Genomic DNA, 22836 nt, shown 5'->3' with positions numbered 1-22836 from the left:
AGACATTCCATGCCAGCCATTCAACTTTACAGCACACCGCTTTCCGGCCATTGCCACCGCGTAACTCTGTTGCTGAACATGCTCAGCCTGCCCTTTGAGAACAAAGACGGCGGCAAAGACATTCGTCAAACCGCCAAATTCGCGCAGTTAAATCCGCTGCAGCAGGTGCCGGTGCTGACCGACGGCGAACTCGTTGTCACCGACAGCAATGCGATTCTGGTGTATCTGGTGAAACGTTACGCGCCCGACAGCCACTGGTTGCCGGAAGATCCGGTGCAGGCCGCTGAGGTGCAAAAATGGTTGTCCCGCGCCGCCGGTGAAGTGCGTTACGGCCCGGCATCCGCCCGCATGGTGAAACAGTTCGCGGCACCGGAATCTTATGAAAGCGCGCTGGCCGTGACGGCAAAGTTTCTGCCACAGCTTGAACAGCATCTGGAAAGCCGCGAGTTTCTGGCGACGGAGCGGGCCACCATTGCCGATCTGGCCTGTTACAGCTATGTGGCGACGGCTCCGGAAGGCGGCGTTTCGCTGGCGGATTACCCGGCGATTCGCCGCTGGCTGAAACGGGTGCAAAACCTGCCGGGCTTTACGCCACTTCCGGCGTTGCCACTGCCTGAAATTGTGGGGTAAAACGCGATGAACCATCCTTTCCATGCAGACGAAATCCTGGCACAGGACATGGCAGGGTTTGATGTTTCCGCACACGGCATCCGCGATGCGATGCCGGAACAGCACCGGCTTTTTTTCGCCGCGCTGCCGTATCTGTTTATCTCAACACTGGACGAAAACGGCTGGCCGGTGGCAACCCTGCTGACCGGCCCCGCCGGGTTTATCAGTACGCCGGATGACATCCATTTGCGGATAAATGCGCCGCGACGGGCGGACGATCCGGCCCTGGCCGCTTTACAGCCGGGGAAACAGATTGGCGGGCTGGGGATCGATTTTTCCAACCGGCGGCGTAACCGCGTGAACGGCAGGATCGGGCGCATGGATAAAAACCGCATTGAGATCGTCGTCGATCAAAGTTTTGGTAATTGTCCGCAGTATATCCAGATACGCAAACTGGCCGATGTGCCCGTCAGTTTGCCGCTGGCTGCGCGGGAAGATATGACCGAACCGGATGCTGACGCCCGCGCACTGATTGCCCGCGCCGATACGTTTTTTATCGCCAGCCACGCGCACGGCGGTGCCGATGTGTCGCATCGCGGCGGCCAGCCGGGATTTGCGCATCTGGTGGGAAACCGCTTATGGGTGCCTGATTTTCGCGGCAACCGTTATATGAATACGCTGGGGAATTTGCTGGCAGAACCGCGTGCTGCACTGCTGTTTATCGATTTCGAAAACGGTGACCTGTTGCATCTTCAGGGACACACGCAAATCCACTGGCAGCCGGAGGATATTCCCGGGCCAGCAGGCGCAGAACGTTACTGGAGTCTGGACATCACCCGCGTGTGGCGCTTTCGCGGCGCACTGCCGTGGCGGGCAGAGGTGGCGGACTTCTCTCCTGCAACCCTCAGCAGTGGCAACTGGCCGGATAATCAGCGGCCAATTTCCTGACGCACCGCCTCCGGCAGACCGGATACCACCAACTGGTAGGAATCATCAATCAGATAATAAAACTGTGAATCGGGCAGCGAGCCGTCGAGGAACACGGTATTCCAGTGCGCTTTGTTGAGATGATCTCCCGGCACAATATCCGGATGTGCTGCCCGTAATTGCTCTGCCAGTTCAGGGCTGGTTTTCAGCGAAATAGCCTCGCGGCCATCAATTTCACACACCATGGCAAACATCGCGTCGCCCACTTTTACCTGATTTGCGCCGCGCTGATTTTCAACACTTTGCTCCGCACCGGGTTTTCCCATGCAATAGGTCAGCAATTCCGAACTGGTCATGTTTGGGTTTCTCCTTGTAACGTGATGGCTACGTAGCACGAAAGTGCCCTCGGTTAACCATAGCAAACCTGAACGATTTACAGGCTTAACACAGACGTCTTTTCTTTGCCGGTGACAGGATCTGGAATCTCCCCTTTTTTGCGCGCACCGATTTCCTCAATGATTCTGGCAAAGCGTTCCTCATTGAGTTTGTAAAATACGCCCATAATGATCGCCGCACTGATAGCCAGTGCACAGGGCCAGATAAAGATCAGCTGACGCAAACCGAGTAAGGTCGCGCTGCCCTGCACCACATTCGGGATATAACCGATTTGAGTCAGCATAATTCCCGGCAGGAACCCGGCAAGCGCGGCAGATATTTTTCGTGAAAAGGTATAACCGGTATACACCGAGCCTTCGGCACGAATACCGGTTTTCCATTCGCCATAATCCACGGTATCTGGCACCAGCGCCCAGTTCAGGCTGTTGACAAATGCGGTGCCAAAAAATGCCATGCAGGAAAACAGCACAAAGCTTAACGAGCTGTTTCCCCACAGGAAATTAAGCATATCGCCGGTTGCCCACAACAGTAATCCCCCCAGGTACACCTGTTTTTTGCCAAAGCGTTTCACGCAACCCGGCACCAGAAAGACACCGACCAGAATGCAGCCCATGCTGAAAAACCCCATCCACGACAACAGATGAATATCATTAAGCACGTACTGCGTGTAATACACCTGGATCGCCAGTTTGATGTTAAACGCCGCCAGCGTACACAGATTGGCGAGGCACAGTACCAGCAACGGCGGATTACGAAATATGGCGCGAAACGACCGCAGGATGCCGGATTTATGTCCCGCAGGCGTGAGTTCAACGTAACGTTCCCTGACGCCGCGATAGCACCAGCCCATACACAGAATGCCGCAGGTGGCGAAAATCAGGGCAGCGGAGAAATACCCCACCGAAGGGGAATTGCCGAACAACGCCTGTACCGGCATAAACCCGACGGTACACAACAATAATCCGAGCGTGGCACCGCCCTGGCGCCAGGCGGCAAGCTGCGCCCGTTCATGGGGATTTTTGGTGATAGCGGGCACCATCGCGCCGTATGAACAATTCATCAGGCTGTAGAACAAGCCGAACAACATAAACAGTACGGTGGCGAGCGCCGTTTTCACCGGCAGGCCGAAATCATTCGCCATAAACTGCGCCGTCGCGATCAGCCCTACCGGCACGGAGGCATACAAAATGAACGGTCTGAACTTACCCCGCGCACCAATATGACGGCGGGAATCAAGTAACACGCCGGTCAGCATATCGGTGAAAGCGGTGAAAAACTTCGCCACCAGGAAGATGATGCCGCCATAAAACGCCGGCATGCCCAGTTCATCGGTATAAAACTTCAGGAGATACAGCGTCCCGATACATAACATCAGGTTCGAGCCAAAATCGCCCATTCCATAGGCGCACTTCTCACGCAACGTCAGCGGATCAGGGTGATGACAATCCTTCATAGGCGATCCTCAAAGCGCCCCGCAGGGCGCTGTTACAGTGAATGCATTATGCCGTCTGCTTACGCTGCTCAATTTCCGCAACGATGCGCACGTACATTTTCTCGTTGAGGTTATAGAAACAGCCCATCGTCACGATGGTGATTGCCGCCAGCGCACAGGGATAAATGAAGATCAGCTGACGCAGCCCTTCCTGCGTGCCCGCCGACTGCACCACGTTAGGCACATAGCCGATTTGCGTCAGCATCAGGCCGGGGAAGAACCCCGCCAGTGCCTGTGAAACTTTGCGAAAGAAGGTGAAACCGGTGTAGACCGTGCCTTCCGAACGCACGCCGGTGCGCCACTCGCCGTATTCCACCGTGTCGGACACCAGCGCCCAGTTCAGGCTATTGACGAACGCCGATCCGAAGAACGCCAGACAGGAGAACGCGACAAAGCTGACCGAGCCGCTGCCATAGAAGTAGTTAAGGATGTCGCCGACAATCCACAGCGCCAGACCGCCGATATACACTTTTTTCTTACCGAATCGCCGGACGGCGGCAGGCATCAGGAACACGCCAATGAAAATGCATCCCATGCTGAAAAAACCCATATAAGAGAGCAGGATCGGGTCATTCAGCACGTACTGCGTGTAATACACCTGAATCGCCAGTTTGACGTTAAACGCCCCCAGCGTGCAGAGATTGGCGATGCACAGAATGAACAGCGGACGGTTACCGGCAATCGCCCGGAATGACAGCAACAGCCCCGGTTTTTGCGTATCACTGGCGGACTGCGCCTCGACATAACGCTCTTTCACGCCGGCATAACACAGCCACATAAACAGTAACCCGACCAGCGAGAACAGCGTCGCCGCAAAGATATAACTGCGCTGCGAACTGCCTTCGAGCAGATTCATCACCGGCACAAAACCGACAGTGCACAACAGCAGTCCCAGCGTGGCACCGCCCTGCCGCCATGCCGCGAGTGACGCCCGCTCGTCCGGGTTTTTGGTGATAGCAGGCACCATCGCGCCATACGAGCAATTCATCATGCTGAAAAACAGCCCGTACAACATAAACAACAGTGTTGCCACGACGGTTTTACCGGTGATCTCAAACGGTGTGCCGACGAAATTGGCGACGGCCAGCAACGTCACCGGAAACGCGGCGTACAATACGAAGGGGCGGAATTTGCCCTTTGGCCCGATCTTACGGCGCGAATCCAGCATGATGCCGGTGCCCATATCGGTAAATGCGGTAAAGAATTTGGCGATCAAAAAGATAATGCCGCCGTAAGTCCCCGGCAGGCCGAGCACGTCAGTGTAAAATTTCAGCAGGTACAGCGTGCCAATATCGAGCAGGATATTGGAGCCTAAATCCCCCATGCCGTAGGCCAGTTTTTCCCTGAAAGGCAGGCGCAGGGTCGCGGGGTTTTCCGATGTTGTCTGACTCATTATTATTCTCCTTCACCCGCCGGGGCGATGTATTCCCCCCGGCGGGCAAGCCTTATCAGAGGTGACGTAATGCACCGAACAGCGCTGCCCACTCGCTGTCTGCACGATAAAAGACCGGCGGCTGTCCTAACGGCGCGGCCACCGTAATATCGCCGCCGTGATGCGTTTCCCCGGTCCAGGCGTTGATCCACGTATCCTGCGGCAGATACAGCGACCAGTCGCTGCGCCCTTCTTCATGCACCGGTGCCACCAGCAGATCGCGGCCAAACAGGTACTGATATTTCAGGGTATAGGTGCGGGCATCGTCTTCGTAATGCAGGAACAACGGACGCATCACCGGTAAACCGCGCTGACTGTTTTGTTGCACGGCCTGCCGGATATACGGTTTGAGATGAGTGAACACGCCGGTCATGCGGGCGAAATGCGCGATGGTTTCCGCGTCGCCGTCAAACTGCCAGTTGTCGCCCGGACGGTTGCCTTCGTGAGTGCGCATCATCGGGGTGAAGGCGCTGAAATCGCACCAGCGCAGCAGCAGTTCCTTGCTGCGTTTCATCTCGAACAGCGTGGTGTAACCGCCAATATCGCTGTGATGCAGACCGTGGCCGCTCATTGCCAGCGACAAGGCCGCCGGGATCACCGAGGCCAGCCCGTCGTCCGGGCTCCAGTCAACGTTCTGATCACCCGCCCACATCATCGTCGAATATTTCTGACTGCCGGTGTAACCGGCGCGCATAAAGAACAGCACCTCGCCGAGCTTGCCGGTTTCCTGCAAGGCTTCGTAGTTACATTTCGCCCACAGTGCGGGCCAGGCGTTATGCATGATTTCCGCGCTGACGCCGTTGTGCAGGAAGGTATCGGTTGGCAGATATTCACCGAAATCCGCCATCCAGCCGCTACATCCCAGTTCAATCAGGTTCTTTTTGATGACGTTTTTGAACCAGTCATAGGCAGCAGGATTGGTCAGATCGACCACGCCTGCGTAAAACTCGCCGAACTCGACGTGATAATCGCCCCCCGTGGCATCTTTGGTCAGATAGCCTTTTTTTGAGGCTTCGGCACACAAATCCCGATCGCTGGCGACATACGGATTGATGTAAGAAAGGAACTGCACGCCCTCTTCTTTCCACTGAGGAATACGCTGGTCGAGTTGCGGATACAGCTCACTGTTCCACTTCCAGTTCCACATCACGCGTTTGCCGAATGAGGTCATGCGGATACCGGACCAGTCCTGCGCCCAGATGCCGTTGACCTTCACGCCGCCTTCGCGCATCACGTCGAGTTTCTGCTGGCAGACTTCCGTGCCGCCCTGAGTACCCAGCGTCACGCCGTCGTATACCCAGTCCGGTAATTCCGGCTGGCGGCCCAACAGCGCAGTGAGTTTTTCCAGCAGGCTGATATAGTCGTCGGCACATTCAAAACGCAGCGTGGCGCTATCTTCCCAGAAGGCCAGTTCGTGGTAGTCCGGCGCGCTGAAATCGAAATTCATATAACCGCTGTTTTCAACATGGCAGTAAACCTTCTGCGTGCTGACAAAGGTCGGCTGGGGGAAGAACGTCCAGTAATAGTCGCCGCCTGCGTTCTCTTTGCAGTCGGCCTGCCAGGTCACATAGGTTTGTTTGTTGCGCCCGACGCCCTGCTCGCTGGTCCACAGCGGGAAAGGTTTGCCGCGCAAATCAAAGTAAGAGAATTGTTCACCGCAGCCGTAAATATGATCTTGCGGTTGCGCTGCCAGCCGCAACCAGATGCGGTTATGTGCGCGGTTATCATTTTGCAGGTTGAGCTGTAAACGCCCGCTATCATCGGTGGTGATAACCAGCGTAGCGCTGAGCGTATTACCACGGCTGAAATGTAAGTGCCATCCCGCGGGTTGCGCAGTGATCTTAACGTCTGTCAGGGCGACCTTTTCATTCAGACGATCTTTAATACTGAAATTACCGCGAAACATATCGATATCCGCTTCGCCGCCGCCAATCCACAAACAAGGCGCTTGCGCGGTATGACGTAAAATCAGACGCTGTTGATAAATCAGCGAAAATTCGTTATTACCGGCGATAAATTCAATCTGAGTATTTTTATTTTGTAGGGTACTCATGATGGTCTCCGTGATTTTTATTTTGCATTAACGTCCAGCAGACCCGCAGCCACGGCAGGCGCCAGCCCAGGTGCCAGCGGCAGACGCGGGATCACCAGGCAGTGCAGCAGATGATAAATATCCTGTTTGCCGTCCCAGACTTTGGTGGTGACGTTGTTGTCAGTGTCCAGCTCCTGCCACCACGAACCATTTTCGTAGTCCATCAGGTATTTCACGCAGTAATCCCACCAGGTCTGATACCAGGTTTCGTATTGCGCCTCGCCGGTCACGCAGTGCAGTGCATACGCGGTGCCCATTGCCTCCACAACCGGCCAGCGCACGCGTTCACGCACGATGGGTTTCCCGTCCCAGTCAACGGAATAAACAAAACCGTCTGCGCCATCCGGTGCCCAGGCATCGCGGAGGGTGGCGTGGAACAGCCCTTTGGCATCCTCCAGCAACCAGGCTGGTGGCGTTTCAAAACGGGCTTCCAGCGCGGCATGCAGATGCAGCATCAGCCGTCCCCATTCGATCCAATGCCCCGGCGTGCCGCCGTAAGCGCGGAAACGGTGCGCCGGATTATCTTTGTTGTAATCGCGGATCGGGTTCCAGTGCGTATCGAAATGTTCATTAACGCGATACTCGCCGGGCCGGGCGACGTCATGAATAATGACCGAGGCAATCCTCAATGCGCGATCCAGCCATTTGCGTTCGTGCGTGATGTCATAAACAATCAGGAAAGCTTCGACGGCGTGCATATTCGCATTGCCGCCGCGATAGGCTTCGGTTTCGCTGAAGGCTTCATCCCACGACTCGAGACACATCTGTTCGTCTTCACTCCAGAAATACTTTTCGATCACGCCGATGGCCTGATCGAGTAACGCTCTGGCCTCAGGATGGCCGGTGGTGACCGCGCTGGCGGCGCCCAGCAAAACAAAGAAATGCTGATAACCTTGTTTCGAGGCATCCACCACGCCTTCATCATTTACGCAGGCGTACCAGCCGCCGTATTGTTTATCCGCCAGCGCGCCGTTGAGGGCACGGATGCCGTGATCCACCAGCGCATACGCACCGGGACGGCCCATGCCTGCGGCAACGGAATAGACGTGCAGCATGCGGGCAGTGATCCACAAATGGGTGCCCATCTCTGCCCGGACCTGGCCGTTATTGCCCAGCCAGCCAAAGCCGGTGGCCACAGCGGCATTTTTGCCAAAATCGAAGATCCGGTCGGTTTCCTGCTCAAGCCAGCGGTGGTGGCTCAACGTGTTAAACCATTTCATTTTCCACTCCTTTCGTTAGCGGCGGCGCGCCATCATCTCGTCCACAATGTCGCCCAGGCGCTGTAATTTCGGCGCGGAAACATCCCTGAGCATGAGTTCGGTATCAGGTAAACCGACCACGGATGACCAGACCGCACGGCCTGCGAGGAAACCGGACGCGCCCGCCGTCATGGCGACGCTGACCGCGCGCGGGAAGAGTTTTTCATCAACACCGGAGGAGAGGATCACCCACGGCATATGAATATGTTCATTGAGGTGTTGCGATGCACGTAGCAGTTCAGCCTGCGTACCGCGCCCGCTGAGTGGCATTTCGACTTTATAAAGATCAGCGCCGCTGTCGCCGAGTTCTTTTGCGGCATCGATAATCGCCTGTTCGCGGTCAAATTTGTCGCCACGACGCGGCGGCCTGACCACCGGCTCGATAATGCTCAGCAGCCCGTGTGCATGGCAGCGCTGATTAAATTCCTTCACCATCGCCAGACGTTGCTGCGGATCTTCATCGCTGCGCCACAGCACCAGTAATTTCAGCGCCTTACCGCCGTTTTCCCGGACCTGTTGCGGATCCACACTTTTATCGATCACCACGCTGTCCACCGGAATGCCGTTGCCCGGAATAAATTCGTCTGCCGCGACAATCATGGCGCAGCTTTTCGCGATGGCCTGTTGCTCAACAATCTGGCGGTAACAGAACTGCTGATCGACCAGAATCGCCGAGGCGTACGGCGATAAAATCCGCGCGGCATTGACTTTAAAATCAGTCAGCACCTGATCGGCGACCGGGGCTTTCGCGCCGGCTGCCGCGAACATTAAGCGCATCGCTTCACGCTGATCGACCGCCAGCATGGCGAAGCCGCCGGACGGACGGGTGATATCGTTAAGGCTGTAATGAGTCATTTAACTTTCCTTGGTTAATGCGTTACGGATGTGTTTTCTGAGCCAGACCGGCGCTGGTGCGCACCTGCTCAAGAATGGCGGTCCAGTCCTGACGCCCGCGCCCGGCGGCACGCGCCTGGTTGTACACTTCGCGGGAAGCCGCACCGAGCGGCATCGGCACATGCAACTGATTAGCGACGTCCAGCGCGATACCGAGGTCTTTATGGGCGAGGTCAATCATGAAGGCCGGTGACAAATCACCTTTCAGCACTTTGTTCGGCCATGAGGTGGTGAAGTGGCCTTTTCCGGCCGGGGTGCCGCTCATTACCTGCAGCGCCACATCAAAAGAGAGATCCAGCGCTTCGCACAGCACGGCGGCTTCGGCGGAGAGCGCATTCAGGGCGATACTCATGTAGTTATTGATCAGCTTGACGCGGATGCCTTTGCCCGGCCCGCCCGCGTTAATCAGCTCCGAGCCCATCGCCATCAACACTGGCCTCGCGCGCTCAACCTGTTCTGCCGTGCCGCCTGCCAGTAGCAGTAAGGTACCGGCCACTGCGTGATCAGAGGTTCTGCCCACCGGCACATCCATCATGCTGAAACCTTTTTCATGCATCTGCGCAATCAGCTTGTCGGTCTGTAACGGATGGATAGTCGACATATCAATAACCAGCGCGGACGGGCTCAGGGTTTCGCAAATACCATCACGGCCAAATAAAACCTCACTTACCAGATCGCCGTTGGGCAGCATAGTAATGACAAATTCTGCGCCCGCCGCCGCTTCTGCCGCGCTCTTGCTGCCCGTTGCCCCCTGTTGTATCAGTGAGTTAACCGTCTGCGGGTTGAGATCGAACACCGCTAACCGGTGTCCCTGTTTAATCAGATTGGCCGCCATCGGAGCGCCCATTTGCCCCAGACCAATAAATGCCACGTTTGCCATCCGTCTCTCCTTTGTGCTGATCAGCCATGTCACTTTTTGATAATCAGCGGTGTCTGTGTTTGTCGTTTTTTGATCGTATTTGTAATTTAAGGTCAAAAAATTGACAGCCATCACTTTTTTAACAATTCGCTAAATTAAAATAACCCCATCAAAACACGCTTAAGGAATAGCCATGATTCGTATCGCCTGTGTCGGAATTACCGTGATGGACCGGATCTATTACGTTGAAGAACTGCCTGCGGAAGGAGGGAAGTATGTCGCTGAAAAATATCATGAAGTGGGTGGCGGTCCGGCGGCCACGGCTGCGGTGGCGGCGGCCAGACTGGGCGCACAGGTGGACTTTATTGGTCGCGTGGGCGATGACGATACCGGCAACCGGCTGCTCGCGGAGCTGGAATCCCTGGGGGTAAATACCCGCTATGTCCGTCGCGTTGAGCAGGCCCGTTCTTCGCAATCCGCCATTCTGGTGGACAACAAAGGTGAGCGGATCATCATCAATTATCCCAGCCCGGATTTACCCGTTTCCGCCGAGTGGTTACAAGCCATCGACTTTTCCCAGTGGGATGTAGTGCTGGCTGATGTGCGCTGGCATGACGGCGCGAAGCAGGCGTTTACCCTGGCGCGCCAGTCCGGTGTGCTCACCGTGCTGGATGCCGATGTGACGCCACAGGATATCGCCGAACTGGTGGCGTTAAGCGACCACAGCGCCTTTTCCGCACCCGGTTTGCAGCGGCTGACCGGAAAAACGGACGCCGGTTCTGCGTTAGTTGACGCCCAAACGCTCACAAATGGTCATGTGTATGTCACGCAGGGCGGGCAAGGTTGTCTCTGGCTGGAAAATGACCGTTTGCATCATCAGCCGGGTTTTGCCGTCAACGTAGTGGACACCACCGGCGCAGGAGATGTTTTTCACGGCGCACTGGCGGTCAGTCTGGCCCAGGGAGCGTCGCCCGCCGAAGCCGTGCGCTTTGCCAGCGGTGTTGCTGCACTGAAATGTACCCGGCCGGGTGGCCGTGCGGGGATACCTGACTGTGATCAGGCCCGGTCTTTTTTGTCACTTTCTGTATAGAATACGACTCAGACGCTCATTTTAAAGGATGTATCCATGAGTCTTACTGAACTGACCGGTAATCCGCGCCACGATCAACTGCTCGCATTGATTGCCGAGCGTGGTTACATGAACATTGAAGAACTGGCGGCGTTACTGGATGTCTCGACCCAAACCGCCCGCCGCGATATCCGCAAGCTCAGCGATCAGGGGCTGATCACGCGCCATCACGGTGGCGCGGGGCGGGCCTCAAGTGTGGTCAATACCGCCTTTGAGCAGCGCGAGATTTCCTGGACGGAAGAGAAAAAAGCCATTGCGGAATCCATCGCCGATTACATCCCCGACGGCTCAACGGTGTTTATCACCATTGGCACCACAGTCGAGCAGGTCGCGCATTCGCTGCTCAATCATAACCGGCTGCGGATTATCACCAATTGTCTGCGCGTCGCGCATATTTTGTATAAGAACCCGCGCTTTGAGGTGATGGTGCCTGGCGGCACGCTGCGCCCGCATAATGGTGGCATTATCGGCCCGGCGGCCACGGCTTTTGTCGCCGGCTTTCGTGCCGACTATCTGGTGACCAGCGTCGGCGCAATTGAAAGCGACGGCGCCCTGCTGGAGTTCGATGTCAACGAGGCCAGCGTGGTGAAAACCATGATGGCGCATTCACGCCATATCCTGCTGGCTGCTGACCATACCAAATTTCATGCCTCAGCGGCGGTCGAAATCGGCAATGTCTCACAGGCCACGGCGCTGTTCACCGACGAACTTCCGCCCGCCGGATTGCTCAAGGTGCTGAAAAACCATCAGGTCGAAGTGATAAAAGTCAGTACCGCGGAATAAAAAAGGCCGACATTTCTGTCGGCCTTAATCAACATCTTATCCCCTAAATAATTCGGGTTGCGGGAAGGCGGTAAGCTCACGCAGCCCGAAGTATGACGGGGATTTACTGAACCGCGGCGAAAGCCTCAGCCACTTGCTTCACATTGTGGTGATTCAGACCGGCCATGCAGACGCGGCCGCTGAGTATCAGGTAAACGCCAAATTCTTCACGCAGACGGACAACCTGCGCTTCGCTGAAACCGGTGTAGCTGAACATCCCGCGCTGTTGCAGCAGGTAGTCAAAATTACGGCCCGGCAAGGCGGTTTTCAGACTGTCGACCAGCGTGTGGCGCATTTCGAGAATACGGGTACGCATTTGCTCGACTTCGGCTTTCCACTGGGCATTCAGCGCGCTGTCGCTCAGGACTTTCGCCACTACTTTCGCGCCGAAGCTTGGCGGGCTGGAGTAGTTACGGCGCACGGTGGCTTTCAGTTGCCCCAGTACACGTCCCGCCGCATCGCTGTCTTCACAGACCACAGACAGGCCGCCGACGCGTTCGCCGTACAGGGAGAAGATTTTTGAGAAGGAGTTGCTGACGAAGCAGTTAACACCTGCCGCAGCCATCGCGCGGATGGCGTAAGCGTCATCGTCAATGCCCGCACCAAAGCCCTGATAAGCGATGTCGAGGAACGGGATCAGCTCACGCTGTTTGGTGATTTCAATCACCTGATCCCACTGCGCTGGCGTCAGGTCAGAACCGGTCGGGTTGTGGCAGCAAGGGTGCAGCAGCACAATGCTTTGCGCTGGCAAGGTTTTCAGGCGGTCAATCATCGCCGGGAAATTTACCCCCAGCGTCTCCGGGTCAAAGTACGGATAGGTATGCACTTTGAAGCCTGCGCCTGCAAAGATAGCCACGTGGTTTTCCCAGGTCGGGTCGCTCACGTAAACTTCTGAATTCGGGAAATAAAACTTCAGGAAATCAGCACCGACTTTCAGTGCACCGGAACCGCCGACGGTCTGAATGGTCGCAATACGCTGTTGTTTCAGCGCCGGATGATCGGCACCAAACAGCAATTCCTGAATGCCTGCGCGGTATGCGGGCAGACCTTCCATTGGCAGATAGACTGACGCGGCCTGTGGCCCGGCGTTCAGTTGTTGCTCTGCATTTTCCACCGCCGCCAGTTGCGGAATAATACCCTGCTCGTCGTAATAAAGACCGATGCTCAGGTTTACCTTATCTTGTCTCGGATCGGTCTTGAAGCTTTCCATCAGCGACAAAATCGGGTCACCGGCATAGGCATCGACATGTTGGAACACGGTATACATCTCCTTGGTTTGGTTAAGTGGCGCTGCGATCCACATCCGGCAACCCGGCGCATCGCAACTGTTTCACAGACTATCAAAGTTCGTTAAAAAAGATGACAACTATGTTGTCGATTTTCGGGCACTCATTGCGTATCAAACCGTCCGTTCGCCTGAGATGCTGATCCGCTCACATCAACTACGATCAAATGGACATCTCATTCTTCCCGGAGAAAACCAATGACAACTCAACACTCACTGCAAGGTAAAGCCGCTTTCGTTCAGGGCGGTTCACGCGGCATCGGTGCCGCCATCGTTCAGCGTCTGGCCCGCGAAGGCGCCAGCGTGGCCTTCACCTACGTTTCTTCTGAAGAAATTTCCGGCCCTGAAGCGGGGTATATCACCGGCGCAAATCTGACGATTGACGGCGGTTTCGGCGCGTAACACTTGCCGGTTCATTCATAAAAATGGCGCAGTCCCCTGCGCCATTTTTTTATCCATTTCGTCAGACGCTGTAGCGCCCCGGACGGTGATTCATCGCAATGATCAGGTTGACGATCACCGCGCCCAGCACCGAAGCAATCAGCATTTCAAGGCTGACGACAAACAGCGATGCCAGCACGATGCAGCAGTCCACACCCATTTGCAGTTTACCGGCGCGAATACCGTATTTGTCCTGCAGGAACAGCGCCAGAATGTTCACGCCGCCCAGACTGGCTTTGTGGCGGAACAGCACAATGAAGCCGATGCCCATAATCACGTTGGCAAACAGCGTGGCGTAAAACGGCTGAAGATGATCGAAATGAACAAACAGCGGATGCAAATCAGAAAACACGGAAACCAGCGCGACTGCAGCAAAAGTTTTCAGTGTGAACTGCAAACCCATGCGACGAAAAGAGAGGTAATAAAAAGGTAAGTTGATGATAAAAAAGGCCGTACCGAATGATACCTGCGTCACGTAATGCGCCAGAAACGCCATTCCCGCCGTGCCGCCGGTCAGTGCGCCGACCTGACGCAACATCACCACACCAAAAGAGACCATCAGCGTACCGATAATGATCGCCAGCGCATCTTCAACCAGCGTGTGCCCGATGCGCGGCTGCTCAACCGGCTGTTTGATGTCGTCTACACTTGCCATAATTCCCTGTACCTCAAAATAATAATACTAAAGACTGATTTTGAGATAATTAATGAGATGGAGAGTTAAGGCAATATTCACGCATAGAATTTGCATTAAAAATCGAAAATAAGATTTTATGACGCGTTAATTATTCTTTACATGCACAGATCACGCATATTAATTCAAAATATTGCACCATTAAAGTGAGTCTGCACCAAAATAAATCACCCAAACAGTGCACCTGAAATACGCCCTTATTTTTCTCAGCTAAGCGTCAATAAGCCGTTTTCTTTTAAACGGTTAAGCACTACCGATGTTTTTACGTGGGCGACACTTTTATGGACTGACAGAATTTGGCTGATCAACATGCTTAAACCGGCTAAATCTTTCACCGCAACTTTCAGCAAATAATCCGCATCGCCAGTGGTTTTATAGGCATCAATAATGGAATCGACTTCGCCCAGCATGCTGTGAAATGCATCGACCTGTGCGGGCAAATGATTGATAAGCCTGACTTCAATCAGACCAATCATGCCTAAGTCGAGGGCTTCCGGTGCCAGACGGGCATGATAACCGAGAATGAGTTGTGCCTGTTCCAGACCAATCCGGCGGCGTGAACACTGTGATGCTGACAGTCCGACCAGCTCGCTTAATTCCTGGTTAGTCAGTCTTCCGTTGGTTTGTAATAAGGTCAGAATTTTCAGATCGTAATCATCAATGCTGTACATGGCAGTGTTCCTGTCGCTTTAATTTTTATATGTGGATTCTTATTGCAAAAAACATTCCCACTATAACCAGTTATAAATACTTTTCGGCCGTTTTTTCTTATACTTGCGCATGATTTAAACGCAAGGAAAAAATAATGAAAAAAGTATTCTACTCTCTCGTTTTGCTGTCAGTTTTGCCCGGTCTCGCAAAAGCAGAGCCGGCATCTTCACGCCTTGAACGCGTATTACAGAAAGGCTCGCTGAATGTCTGCACCACCGGCGACTATAAACCGTATACATTTTTGAAAGAAAACGGTGAGTATGAAGGCATTGATATTGCAATGGCGGAATCGCTGGCGGCGAGTCTGGATGTGAAAGTGAACTGGGTACCGGTCACCTGGAAATCTCTGCCGGACGAAATGAGCGCAGGGCATTGTGATATCGCGATGGGCGGGATTTCGGTCACGCTGAAACGCCAGCAAAAAGCCTGGTTTGCCAACGTACTGGATCAGGACGGCAAAATCCCCCTGGTGCGCTGCGAAAATGTGCGTCAGTACCAGACGGTTGAGCAGTTAAACCGTGCCTCCGTGCGCCTGATTGAACCGGCAGGCGGTACCAATGAAGCCTTCGTACACAGCCATCTGCCAAAAGGCACGCTGACCCTGAGCGATAACGTGACCATCTTCCAGAAGCTGGTGGATAAGAAAGCGGATGTAATGATTACGGATGCTTCGGAAGCGCTGTTTCAGCAGAAACATTACCCGAAACTCTGTGCGGTAAACCCGAAGAAGCCGCTGCAATATGGCGAAAAGGCTTACATGCTGCCGCGTGATGACGTGAGCTGGAAGATGTATGTCGACCAGTGGCTGCACCTGAGCAAAGCCACTGGTGAATATCAGAAGATCGTCAGCCAGTGGCTGGCCGTGAAAAAGTAAGACTTAGTCGCCAATATAAACGCGGGCGACGCGCTCGCTGAGCTGGGTAATCAGCTCATAAGCACTGATACCGGTTGCCTGCGCAATGCGCTCAACCGGTAATTTTCCGCCCCAGAAAATCACTTCATCGCCGACCTTATCGGTCGCATCTGGCCCTAAATCGACAGTGATCATATCCATCGACACACGCCCGGCAACCGGCACTTCCCGACCATTGACCAAAACCGGCGTACCGTTCGGCGCACTGCGCGGATAGCCGTCGCCATACCCCATCGCTACCACGCCCAGACGGGTATCACGGTTGCTGACCCAGGTACTGCCATAACCGACCGGTTCACCGGCAGCATGCTCACGCACGGCGATCAGGCTGGAAGTCAGTGTCATTGCCGGTTGCAGCCCAAAATCGCTGGCTGTACCGGTTTCCATTGGCGACACGCCGTACAAAATAATGCCGGGGCGGACCAGGTTCATATGCGATTCCGGCCACAACAAAATACCGCCGGAAGCCGCAATAGATTTTTGTCCCGGCTTGCCTTCGGCAAATTCATTAAAACAGTTCAGCTGTTTCGGTGTGGCGTTGCTTTCCGGTTCGTCCGCGCGGCAGAAATGGCTCATCATATTGACCGGCTGAACCACGTTTTTGCAGGCACTCAGACGCTGATAAAATGCATCGGCCTGTGCCGGATGAACGCCCAAACGGTGCATCCCGGTATCGATTTTCAGCCAGACATTCAGCGGACGCGCGAGGTCAGCACTTTCCAGCGCATCAAGCTGTTCGAGGCTGTGAACAGCGGTATCAAGCTGATGTTCAATCAGCAACGGTAATTCGCTGGCGGAGAAAAAACCTTCGAGCAGGAGGATGGGTTTTACCACACCGGCTTTACGCAGCATCAGCGCTTCGCTAAGCCGGGAAACGCCGTAATAATCGGCATCCTGCAAGCTATGCACGGTCTCCAGCAGACCGTGCCCATAAGCGTTTGCTTTCACTACCGCAACCAGACGACTTTGTGGCGCCAGATGACGCACCCGTTGCAGATTGTGTCGCAGAGCGCGGCGATCAATGACAGCCGTAGCCGCTTTCATTTTAAGTCCTTTGCATGAATTTGAGAGTTTCTGACAGCAAGGCTGAGAACCAAACCCCACCTAGCCTCCCCTTGTGAAAGGGGAGGGATAAATTCAAAACCCGGGAAGTTAATCCTCGTCGTATTGCGGGCCGCCATAGTTATCAAACCGCGACCACTGACCGTTAAAGGTCAGGCGGACGGTACCGATCGGGCCGTTACGTTGTTTACCGAGGATGATTTGCGCGATGCCTTTTTCTTCACTGTTATCGTGATAGACCTCATCACGATAGATGAACATGATTAAGTCGGCGTCCTGCTCGATGGAGCCGGATTCACGTAAGTCGGAGTTGACCGGGCGTTTATCCGCACGTTGCTCCAGGCTTCGGTTAAGCTGCGACAGCGCCACCACCGGCACCTGCAATTCTTTCGCCAGCGCTTTGAGCGAGCGGGAGATTTCGGCAATTTCCAGCGTACGGTTATCAGACAACGCCGGAACGCGCATCAGCTGGAGGTAGTCGATCATGATCAGGCTCAGGCCGCCGTGCTCACGGAAGATACGTCGCGCACGCGAACGAACTTCGGTTGGCGTCAGCCCGGACGAATCATCGATATACATGTTACGTTTTTCGAGCAGAATCCCCATGGTGCTGGAAATACGTGCCCAGTCTTCATCATCGAGCTGGCCGGTACGGATTTTGGTCTGGTCGACGCGCGAAAGCGACGCCAGCATACGCATCATGATCTGGTCGCCGGGCATCTCAAGGCTGAAGATTAAGACCGGTTTATCCTGCATCATCGCGGCATTTTCTGCGAGGTTCATCGCAAAAGTGGTTTTACCCATCGACGGACGCGCCGCCACAATGATCAGGTCAGATTTTTGCAAGCCTGCGGTTTTCTTGTCGAGGTCAGCATAGCCGGTTGAAACGCCGGTTACGCCGTCATGCGGGCGCTGGAACAGCTCTTCGATACGGGAGACCGTGCTTTCCAGAATACGGTCGATACTTTTTGGACCTTCGTCTTTACTGGCGCGGCTTTCGGCAATCTGGAATACGCGGGATTCGGCTAAGTCCAGCAGGTCTTCGCTGCTGCGGCCTTGCGGATCATAGCCCGCGTCGGCAATTTCATTGGCGACGGAGATCATTTCCCGGACAACAGCACGTTCGCGCACAATGTCAGCGTAAGCGCCGATGTTCGCCGCACTAGGGGTGTTTTTAGAGAGCTCTGCCAGATACGCAAAACCGCCGACGGAATCCAGATCGCCTTTCTGTTCCAGCGATTCGGAAAGCGTGATCAGGTCGATTGGTTTGCTCATTTCCAGCAAACGCTGCATTTCGGTAAAAATCAGGCGGTGCGGGCGGCTGAAGAAGTCATTGCTGACCACCCGTTCGGCCACATTATCCCAGCGTTCGTTATCCAGCATCAGCCCGCCCAGAACGGATTGTTCAGCTTCCAGCGAATGCGGCGGAAGTTTCAACCCTTCCATCTGGCGATCGCGGTTTTCGTTCTGTTGATTGGTCGGTTTTTTTGCTGCCATCTGTGGATTATTTCCTGCTCTAAGCGCCTGTTTTATGAGCGTCGGGTTTCCAAAAATCGGAGCCTGACTCGCGCGACAGTATAAACCATTTCAAAAGGGTATTAACCCTTAGTGCCGAAAATCTGGATTGTCCCTGACATTTAGCCTAGGGTTGAAATCAGACTCCATCACGAGGAAAAAACATGGCAAAGCGCATCCAGTTTTCTGAAACAGGCACCCCGGACGTTCTGCAATACGTTGATTATCAGCCACAAGATCCGCGGGCAGACGAAGTCCAGGTCGAGAATAAAGCCATCGGTATCAACTATATCGATACTTATGTGCGCAGCGGTCTGTACGCACCGGCCAGTTTTCCGGCGGGTTTAGGCACGGAAGCGGCAGGCATAGTCAGTAAAGTCGGTAGTGGCGTAACGGACATCAAACCTGGCGATCGTGTGGTTTACGCACAATCCGCGCCCGGCGCTTACAGCGAATTCCATAACGTACCACAGGAAAAAATCGCCCTTTTGCCGGACGCGATCAGCTTTGAGCAGGCCGCAGCCTCCTTCCTTAAAGGGCTGACAGTTTATTATTTACTGCGCAAAACCCATGAAGTACAGGCCGGTGAAACCATTCTTTTCCATGCCGCAGCCGGTGGCGTAGGCCTGATTGCCTGCCAGTGGGCGAAAGCGCTGGGCGTAAAACTGATTGGCACCGTGGGCTCTGATGAAAAAGCCGAACGCGCCAGACAGGCCGGTGCATGGGAAACCATTAACTACCAGAAAGAAGATATCGCGACCCGCGTGGCGGAACTGACGAACGGCGAAAAAGTCGGTGTGGTTTACGATTCCGTCGGCAAAGATACCTTTGAAAAATCGTTAAACAGCCTGAAACGTCGCGGTTTACTGGTCAGTTTCGGCAATGCGTCCGGCCCGGTAAAAGGTGTGGATCTGGCGATACTCAATCAAAAAGGTTCGCTGTTTGTGACGCGCCCTTCCCTGAATGGTTACGTGACTAACCGTGAAGAACTGCTGGAGGCGAGCAGCGAGCTGTTCTCAATGATCGCCAGTGGCGCGATAAAAGTGGATGTCAGTGACGCGCAGAAATTCCCACTGTCCGAGGCAAAACGCGCGCATGAAACGCTGGAAAGCCGCGTGACACAGGGTTCAAGTCTGCTCATCCCATAAAAGTTTCCCTGAACCAATGCAAAAAAGGCTTTCACAGTTGTGAAAGCCTTTTTTACTGCCTGACTCAGACGACCTCTGATTTCAGACGGGTACTGCTGTAGGGTACTGCCGGGTAAATCCACAGGGCGATGTCACTTAAGCGACTATTGTGTGCCTCAGCGGACTTGATGAATTCGGTTTACAGCCTGCTGGCTGCCAATGAATTCCATCCTAACAGTCACCCATGTTAAAAAATATGATTTATGCATTTTGACCGCACATTCTGACCCAGCTTGTGATCGCTAGCACATAAGCAAAAGTTATCACTGCAACGGTTACATTTTTTTGCGCTCAGAACACAGTCAGCAATCCCCATTATTTCATGCAGTTACGAAAACCGATAAAGTGAAGCTGTTATTACGGCAAGCGACGGCGACGGTATTTTGGCTCATCAGGCCGGAAAAATGTCCGGTAAATCCAGACCGCAAGCACGGCCAAAAGCAGCCACGGCAACATTTTTACAACAATCGCCAAAAACCCACCCAACATCATCAGAGCAAATGCCACGACCAGCGCCGCAACCATACCCAGTAAAGAAATGCCGGTCAGCATCAGCATAAAGAAAAAACCAAGCACGAAGAGAATTTCCAGCATCAGGTGCTCCTTAATAAGCCATGTGCGATAAGACGTAGCGTCCAAACACGCATTAACCATTACAAGAAACATGCCAGTGTGATGGGATAAATAATTGATTGAATGATAAGGAAAAAATAATTCGCAGGCACGAATGGCCTGCGAAAAGATAGTAAATTTGACTAACAGATAGCGATTTTACTCACCCTGTTTTTATGCCTGCGCCACCACTTCCTGCGGCTGAGCAACCATCTGCAACGCCTGTTCGACCACATCAATGCCCGCGCCGGCTTTATGCGCATTCTCACTCAGATGACGACGGAACTGACGCGCGCCCGGCACCCCCTGGAACAGACCAAGAATATGGCGGGTAATGTGGCCGAGGTAAGTACCTTTGCTCAGTTCCGCTTCGATATACGGATACAGCGCGCGGATAATATCCGGCCCGGTTTTCAGCGGCGCATCAGAGCCGAACAGCTCGCGATCCACATTCAGCAACAGGCCCGGATTCTGGTAAGCCTCACGCCCCACCATCACGCCATCCATATATTGCAGGTGCGTTTTGGCTTCTTCGAGGGTTTTGATACCGCCGTTAATTGCCAGGGTCAGGTGCGGGAAATCACGCTTGAGCTGATATACGCGCGGGTAATCCAGCGGCGGAATTTCACGATTTTCTTTCGGACTGAGGCCCGAAAGCCAGGCTTTACGCGCATGAATAATGAAGGTATCGCAACCGCCGTTTTCTGAAACCTGACGGATGAAATCACACAGAAATTCGTAGCTGTCCTGATTGTCAATACCGATTCGCGTTTTAACCGTGACCGGAATTGAGACTACGTCGCGCATGGCTTTGATGCAGTCAGCCACCAGCGACGCCTGACCCATCAGACAGGCACCAAACATGCCGTTCTGCACGCGATCTGACGGGCAACCGACGTTGAGGTTAATTTCGTCATAACCACGTTCTTCCGCCCGTTTTGCGCAATGCGCCAGATCAGCCGGATTGCTGCCACCAAGCTGCAAAGACACCGGATGTTCTGCATCGCCAAACCCGAGATAATCCCCTTTGCCGTGAATAATGGCGCCGGTCGTGACCATTTCGGTATACAGCAACGTCTGGCCGGTCATCAGCCGGTGAAAATGGCGGCAGTGGCGATCGGTCCAGTCGAGCATCGGCGCAACGGAAAAACGCTGGGCGGAAAAGGGAGTGGTCTGGGGCATTACGTGTTGAGTTTCTGACATCGGCCTGACATTCGCTGAAGGGGTTCGTGACGCTCCCCCCGCTTCGCGCCAGAGGGAAGGTAATCGCTGATTATACCACAGAACAAAGATTCGGCATCTTGTGCCGCTGAGCAGGCGGATGCCGACGTTGCATCACATCTGAATGGCGCATAATTCGTCGTTTTGGTGCAAGCATGATAAAATCATCGGTGGTCGCATGATGTGGCCTATTCATTCCAATCTGCGCTCAGAGACCGTTGCTATGACCCTGAATAATCCGGAAAAATTACTTTCACAAGCTGAAGAACTTTGCCAGCAGCGCAATGTTCGCCTGACGCCGCAGCGGCTGGAAGTACTGCGCCTGATGACGCAACAACCCGGTGCGATCAGCGCCTATGACTTGCTGGATCTATTGCGCGTAAGCGAACCTCAGGCGAAACCACCGACCGTTTACCGGGCGCTGGATTTTCTGCTGGAACAGGGATTTATTCACCGTGTTGAATCCGCAAACAGCTATGTTCTCTGCCATCATTTTGAAGAGCCGAGCCATACTTCTGCGCTGTTTATCTGCGACCGCTGCGGGTTAGTTACCGAAAAAACCACCGACGGCATTGAAGAGCGTCTGGCAAAACTGTCATTAGAATCCGGATTTGAGCTTCGCCATTCCGTCGTTGAAGCGCATGGCTTATGTGCAGAATGCAAAGTAGTAGAAACCTGCGACAGCCATGACCATTGCGATCACGACCACAGTATTGTGGTGAAAAAACGCTGAATGATCGGGTTTTAAGGTTTTGAAGGTGACTCGTAAGAGGAGGATGTTTTGTACAGAGAAGAGGTTGGGTACATCCGTGTACCCGTATCCTGAAGCGTTCCGGGTAGGAGCAGCTAAATCTCAGGATACGTCACTGGCACGCGAGGGGGAGTCGCGTCTTACCAGTGATATTTGTTTTTGGTTTCCCATTCATTGAGCTCTTTCTCGGCCTGATCTTTTTGATAGCCGTAACGCTCCTGAATTTTACCGACTAACTGATCACGTTTACCTTCAACCACTGTCAGGTCGTCATCAGTCAGTTTGCCCCATTGTTCTTTCACTTTCCCTTTGAACTGCTTCCAGTTACCGTCGGCTTGGTCCTTATTCATAAAATATCTCCTGTTACCTTGGGTTTTATGAACTGCATTTCGTCTTGCAGCTCGTCCTTAACACTTTAAAGGTTAGTAGAGAATCTCGATTAATCCTCCTTAAACAGGGATAAAAACCACTATTAGGATTAATCTAAAGCATGAAATAACGACAAAGCTGCGCTTATTTCTTTGAAAATAGCT

At 54.0% G+C, this 22836-nt stretch carries 22 protein-coding genes and 1 pseudogene; 8 read left to right on the top strand and 15 right to left on the bottom strand.

Features of this window, described 5'->3' with window-relative positions; genetic code table 11:
- Positions 1 to 9: 9 nt before the first annotated feature.
- Positions 10 to 630 carry a glutathione S-transferase gene (locus ABIC79_RS07490; protein WP_354566714.1) on the top strand — a complete coding sequence of 207 codons (621 nt, stop codon included), beginning with the start codon at positions 10 to 12 and terminating at the stop codon, positions 628 to 630.
- Positions 631 to 636: 6 nt separating this feature from the next.
- Positions 637 to 1557, top strand: coding sequence for a pyridoxamine 5'-phosphate oxidase family protein (locus ABIC79_RS07485; protein ID WP_119262154.1), 921 nt, complete (start codon positions 637 to 639; stop codon positions 1555 to 1557).
- Here the strand turns inward: ABIC79_RS07485 and ABIC79_RS07480 are convergent.
- The 7 genes from ABIC79_RS07480 to yihU all read right to left on the bottom strand — a co-directional run bounded on the left by ABIC79_RS07480 (position 1539) and on the right by yihU (position 9981).
- Positions 1539 to 1892 (bottom strand): MmcQ/YjbR family DNA-binding protein, encoded by a 354-nt coding sequence (locus ABIC79_RS07480; RefSeq protein ID WP_013577348.1) that lies wholly within the window; start codon positions 1890 to 1892, stop codon positions 1539 to 1541. The genes ABIC79_RS07485 and ABIC79_RS07480 overlap by 19 nt on opposite strands.
- Before the next feature lie 77 nt (positions 1893 to 1969).
- The gene (locus ABIC79_RS07475; protein ID WP_223510382.1) at positions 1970 to 3385 is read right to left on the bottom strand and encodes an MFS transporter; all 1416 of its coding nucleotides are present in this window, start codon (positions 3383 to 3385) and stop codon (positions 1970 to 1972) included.
- Between the two features lie 46 nt (positions 3386 to 3431).
- The gene (locus tag ABIC79_RS07470) at positions 3432 to 4817 is read right to left on the bottom strand and encodes an MFS transporter (RefSeq protein WP_119262155.1); all 1386 of its coding nucleotides are present in this window, start codon (positions 4815 to 4817) and stop codon (positions 3432 to 3434) included.
- Positions 4818 to 4872: 55 nt separating this feature from the next.
- Entirely contained in the window at positions 4873 to 6909 is a 2037-nt protein-coding gene (locus tag ABIC79_RS07465; RefSeq protein WP_119262156.1) for an alpha-glucosidase, read from the bottom strand.
- 17 nt (positions 6910 to 6926) lie between these two features.
- The gene (gene yihS / locus ABIC79_RS07460; RefSeq protein WP_119262157.1) at positions 6927 to 8168 is read right to left on the bottom strand and encodes a sulfoquinovose isomerase; all 1242 of its coding nucleotides are present in this window, start codon (positions 8166 to 8168) and stop codon (positions 6927 to 6929) included.
- A 15-nt stretch (positions 8169 to 8183) separates the two neighbouring features.
- Entirely contained in the window at positions 8184 to 9062 is an 879-nt protein-coding gene (gene yihT, locus ABIC79_RS07455; RefSeq protein WP_112151080.1) for a sulfofructosephosphate aldolase, read from the bottom strand.
- Between the two features lie 22 nt (positions 9063 to 9084).
- The gene (gene yihU, locus ABIC79_RS07450) at positions 9085 to 9981 is read right to left on the bottom strand and encodes a sulfolactaldehyde 3-reductase (protein ID WP_013577354.1); all 897 of its coding nucleotides are present in this window, start codon (positions 9979 to 9981) and stop codon (positions 9085 to 9087) included.
- 172 nt (positions 9982 to 10153) lie between these two features.
- On the opposite strand from yihU, the gene ABIC79_RS07445 reads away from it, so the two are divergent.
- Positions 10154 to 11050: a sugar kinase gene (locus tag ABIC79_RS07445; protein ID WP_126125246.1), complete on the top strand. Its 897-nt coding sequence runs from the start codon at positions 10154 to 10156 to the stop codon at positions 11048 to 11050.
- Between the two features lie 36 nt (positions 11051 to 11086).
- Positions 11087 to 11872 (top strand): DeoR/GlpR family DNA-binding transcription regulator, encoded by a 786-nt coding sequence (locus tag ABIC79_RS07440; protein ID WP_112197680.1) that lies wholly within the window; start codon positions 11087 to 11089, stop codon positions 11870 to 11872.
- 103 nt (positions 11873 to 11975) lie between these two features.
- On the opposite strand, the gene ABIC79_RS07435 is transcribed toward ABIC79_RS07440, so the two are convergent.
- Positions 11976 to 13169 carry an amino acid aminotransferase gene (locus ABIC79_RS07435; RefSeq protein ID WP_112151104.1) on the bottom strand — a complete coding sequence of 398 codons (1194 nt, stop codon included), beginning with the start codon at positions 13167 to 13169 and terminating at the stop codon, positions 11976 to 11978.
- A gap of 225 nt (positions 13170 to 13394) precedes the next feature.
- Here ABIC79_RS07435 and ABIC79_RS07430 point away from each other — a divergent pair.
- Positions 13395 to 13565, top strand: a pseudogene (locus ABIC79_RS07430) (SDR family NAD(P)-dependent oxidoreductase); the annotation flags it as partial.
- Positions 13566 to 13659: 94 nt separating this feature from the next.
- On the opposite strand, the gene ABIC79_RS07425 reads toward ABIC79_RS07430, so the two are convergent.
- Together ABIC79_RS07425 and ABIC79_RS07420 are read right to left on the bottom strand one after the other, a co-directional pair.
- The gene (locus ABIC79_RS07425) at positions 13660 to 14292 is read right to left on the bottom strand and encodes a YitT family protein (RefSeq protein ID WP_013577359.1); all 633 of its coding nucleotides are present in this window, start codon (positions 14290 to 14292) and stop codon (positions 13660 to 13662) included.
- 245 nt (positions 14293 to 14537) lie between these two features.
- Positions 14538 to 15002, bottom strand: coding sequence for an Lrp/AsnC family transcriptional regulator (locus tag ABIC79_RS07420; protein WP_013577360.1), 465 nt, complete (start codon positions 15000 to 15002; stop codon positions 14538 to 14540).
- 134 nt (positions 15003 to 15136) lie between these two features.
- Here ABIC79_RS07420 and ABIC79_RS07415 point away from each other — a divergent pair, with 134 nt between their 5' ends.
- Positions 15137 to 15916 carry a transporter substrate-binding domain-containing protein gene (locus tag ABIC79_RS07415; RefSeq protein WP_013577361.1) on the top strand — a complete coding sequence of 260 codons (780 nt, stop codon included), beginning with the start codon at positions 15137 to 15139 and terminating at the stop codon, positions 15914 to 15916.
- A 3-nt stretch (positions 15917 to 15919) separates the two neighbouring features.
- On the opposite strand, the gene alr is transcribed toward ABIC79_RS07415, so the two are convergent.
- Together alr and dnaB are read right to left on the bottom strand one after the other, a co-directional pair.
- Positions 15920 to 16999 (bottom strand): alanine racemase, encoded by a 1080-nt coding sequence (gene alr / locus ABIC79_RS07410; protein WP_126125247.1) that lies wholly within the window; start codon positions 16997 to 16999, stop codon positions 15920 to 15922.
- A gap of 108 nt (positions 17000 to 17107) precedes the next feature.
- Complete coding sequence (dnaB, locus tag ABIC79_RS07405) at positions 17108 to 18514, bottom strand: replicative DNA helicase (protein WP_013577363.1); 1407 nt, start codon at positions 18512 to 18514, stop codon at positions 17108 to 17110.
- A 182-nt stretch (positions 18515 to 18696) separates the two neighbouring features.
- Between dnaB and ABIC79_RS07400 the strand changes: the two genes are divergently transcribed.
- On the top strand, positions 18697 to 19680 hold the full coding sequence (locus ABIC79_RS07400) for a quinone oxidoreductase (protein WP_126125248.1): 984 nt from the start codon (positions 18697 to 18699) through the stop codon (positions 19678 to 19680).
- Between the two features lie 396 nt (positions 19681 to 20076).
- On the opposite strand, the gene pspG is transcribed toward ABIC79_RS07400, so the two are convergent.
- Both pspG and dusA read right to left on the bottom strand, forming a co-directional pair.
- Positions 20077 to 20313: an envelope stress response protein PspG gene (gene pspG, locus ABIC79_RS07395; RefSeq protein ID WP_013577365.1), complete on the bottom strand. Its 237-nt coding sequence runs from the start codon at positions 20311 to 20313 to the stop codon at positions 20077 to 20079.
- A 192-nt stretch (positions 20314 to 20505) separates the two neighbouring features.
- On the bottom strand, positions 20506 to 21513 hold the full coding sequence (gene dusA / locus ABIC79_RS07390; RefSeq protein WP_119262159.1) for a tRNA dihydrouridine(20/20a) synthase DusA: 1008 nt from the start codon (positions 21511 to 21513) through the stop codon (positions 20506 to 20508).
- A gap of 262 nt (positions 21514 to 21775) precedes the next feature.
- On the opposite strand from dusA, the gene zur reads away from it, so the two are divergent.
- Complete coding sequence (zur, locus tag ABIC79_RS07385; RefSeq protein WP_037035116.1) at positions 21776 to 22285, top strand: zinc uptake transcriptional repressor Zur; 510 nt, start codon at positions 21776 to 21778, stop codon at positions 22283 to 22285.
- 158 nt (positions 22286 to 22443) lie between these two features.
- Here the strand turns inward: zur and ABIC79_RS07380 are convergent, their stop codons facing one another.
- Positions 22444 to 22653, bottom strand: a complete 210-nt coding sequence (locus tag ABIC79_RS07380; RefSeq protein WP_013577368.1) for a CsbD family protein — start codon at positions 22651 to 22653, stop codon at positions 22444 to 22446.
- Positions 22654 to 22836: the final 183 nt, after the last annotated feature.

It is taken from the genome of Rahnella sp. 2050, from assembly GCF_040544515.1.
GTDB classification, from domain to species: Bacteria; Pseudomonadota; Gammaproteobacteria; order Enterobacterales; family Enterobacteriaceae; genus Rahnella; species Rahnella aceris.
This window is presented reverse-complemented; position numbering and strand designations above follow the sequence as displayed.

What these genes read in the sequence shown, in the direction of transcription:
- ABIC79_RS07475 (WP_223510382.1), bottom strand. Translation starts at nt 3,385, where the DNA reads ATGAAGGATTGTCATCACCCTGATCCGCTGACGTTGCGTGAGAAGTGC.
- ABIC79_RS07480 (WP_013577348.1), bottom strand. Translation starts at nt 1,892, where the DNA reads ATGACCAGTTCGGAATTGCTGACCTATTGCATGGGAAAACCCGGTGCG.
- ABIC79_RS07400 (WP_126125248.1), top strand. Translation starts at nt 18,697, where the DNA reads ATGGCAAAGCGCATCCAGTTTTCTGAAACAGGCACCCCGGACGTTCTG.
- alr (WP_126125247.1), bottom strand. Translation starts at nt 16,999, where the DNA reads ATGAAAGCGGCTACGGCTGTCATTGATCGCCGCGCTCTGCGACACAAT.
- yihT (WP_112151080.1), bottom strand. Translation starts at nt 9,062, where the DNA reads ATGACTCATTACAGCCTTAACGATATCACCCGTCCGTCCGGCGGCTTC.
- ABIC79_RS07470 (WP_119262155.1), bottom strand. Translation starts at nt 4,817, where the DNA reads ATGAGTCAGACAACATCGGAAAACCCCGCGACCCTGCGCCTGCCTTTC.
- ABIC79_RS07440 (WP_112197680.1), top strand. Translation starts at nt 11,087, where the DNA reads ATGAGTCTTACTGAACTGACCGGTAATCCGCGCCACGATCAACTGCTC.
- dusA (WP_119262159.1), bottom strand. Translation starts at nt 21,513, where the DNA reads ATGCCCCAGACCACTCCCTTTTCCGCCCAGCGTTTTTCCGTTGCGCCG.
- ABIC79_RS07445 (WP_126125246.1), top strand. Translation starts at nt 10,154, where the DNA reads ATGATTCGTATCGCCTGTGTCGGAATTACCGTGATGGACCGGATCTAT.
- ABIC79_RS07425 (WP_013577359.1), bottom strand. Translation starts at nt 14,292, where the DNA reads ATGGCAAGTGTAGACGACATCAAACAGCCGGTTGAGCAGCCGCGCATC.
- dnaB (WP_013577363.1), bottom strand. Translation starts at nt 18,514, where the DNA reads ATGGCAGCAAAAAAACCGACCAATCAACAGAACGAAAACCGCGATCGC.
- ABIC79_RS07465 (WP_119262156.1), bottom strand. Translation starts at nt 6,909, where the DNA reads ATGAGTACCCTACAAAATAAAAATACTCAGATTGAATTTATCGCCGGT.
- ABIC79_RS07380 (WP_013577368.1), bottom strand. Translation starts at nt 22,653, where the DNA reads ATGAATAAGGACCAAGCCGACGGTAACTGGAAGCAGTTCAAAGGGAAA.
- ABIC79_RS07415 (WP_013577361.1), top strand. Translation starts at nt 15,137, where the DNA reads ATGAAAAAAGTATTCTACTCTCTCGTTTTGCTGTCAGTTTTGCCCGGT.
- ABIC79_RS07490 (WP_354566714.1), top strand. Translation starts at nt 10, where the DNA reads ATGCCAGCCATTCAACTTTACAGCACACCGCTTTCCGGCCATTGCCAC.
- pspG (WP_013577365.1), bottom strand. Translation starts at nt 20,313, where the DNA reads ATGCTGGAAATTCTCTTCGTGCTTGGTTTTTTCTTTATGCTGATGCTG.
- ABIC79_RS07420 (WP_013577360.1), bottom strand. Translation starts at nt 15,002, where the DNA reads ATGTACAGCATTGATGATTACGATCTGAAAATTCTGACCTTATTACAA.
- zur (WP_037035116.1), top strand. Translation starts at nt 21,776, where the DNA reads ATGACCCTGAATAATCCGGAAAAATTACTTTCACAAGCTGAAGAACTT.
- ABIC79_RS07485 (WP_119262154.1), top strand. Translation starts at nt 637, where the DNA reads ATGAACCATCCTTTCCATGCAGACGAAATCCTGGCACAGGACATGGCA.
- yihS (WP_119262157.1), bottom strand. Translation starts at nt 8,168, where the DNA reads ATGAAATGGTTTAACACGTTGAGCCACCACCGCTGGCTTGAGCAGGAA.
- yihU (WP_013577354.1), bottom strand. Translation starts at nt 9,981, where the DNA reads ATGGCAAACGTGGCATTTATTGGTCTGGGGCAAATGGGCGCTCCGATG.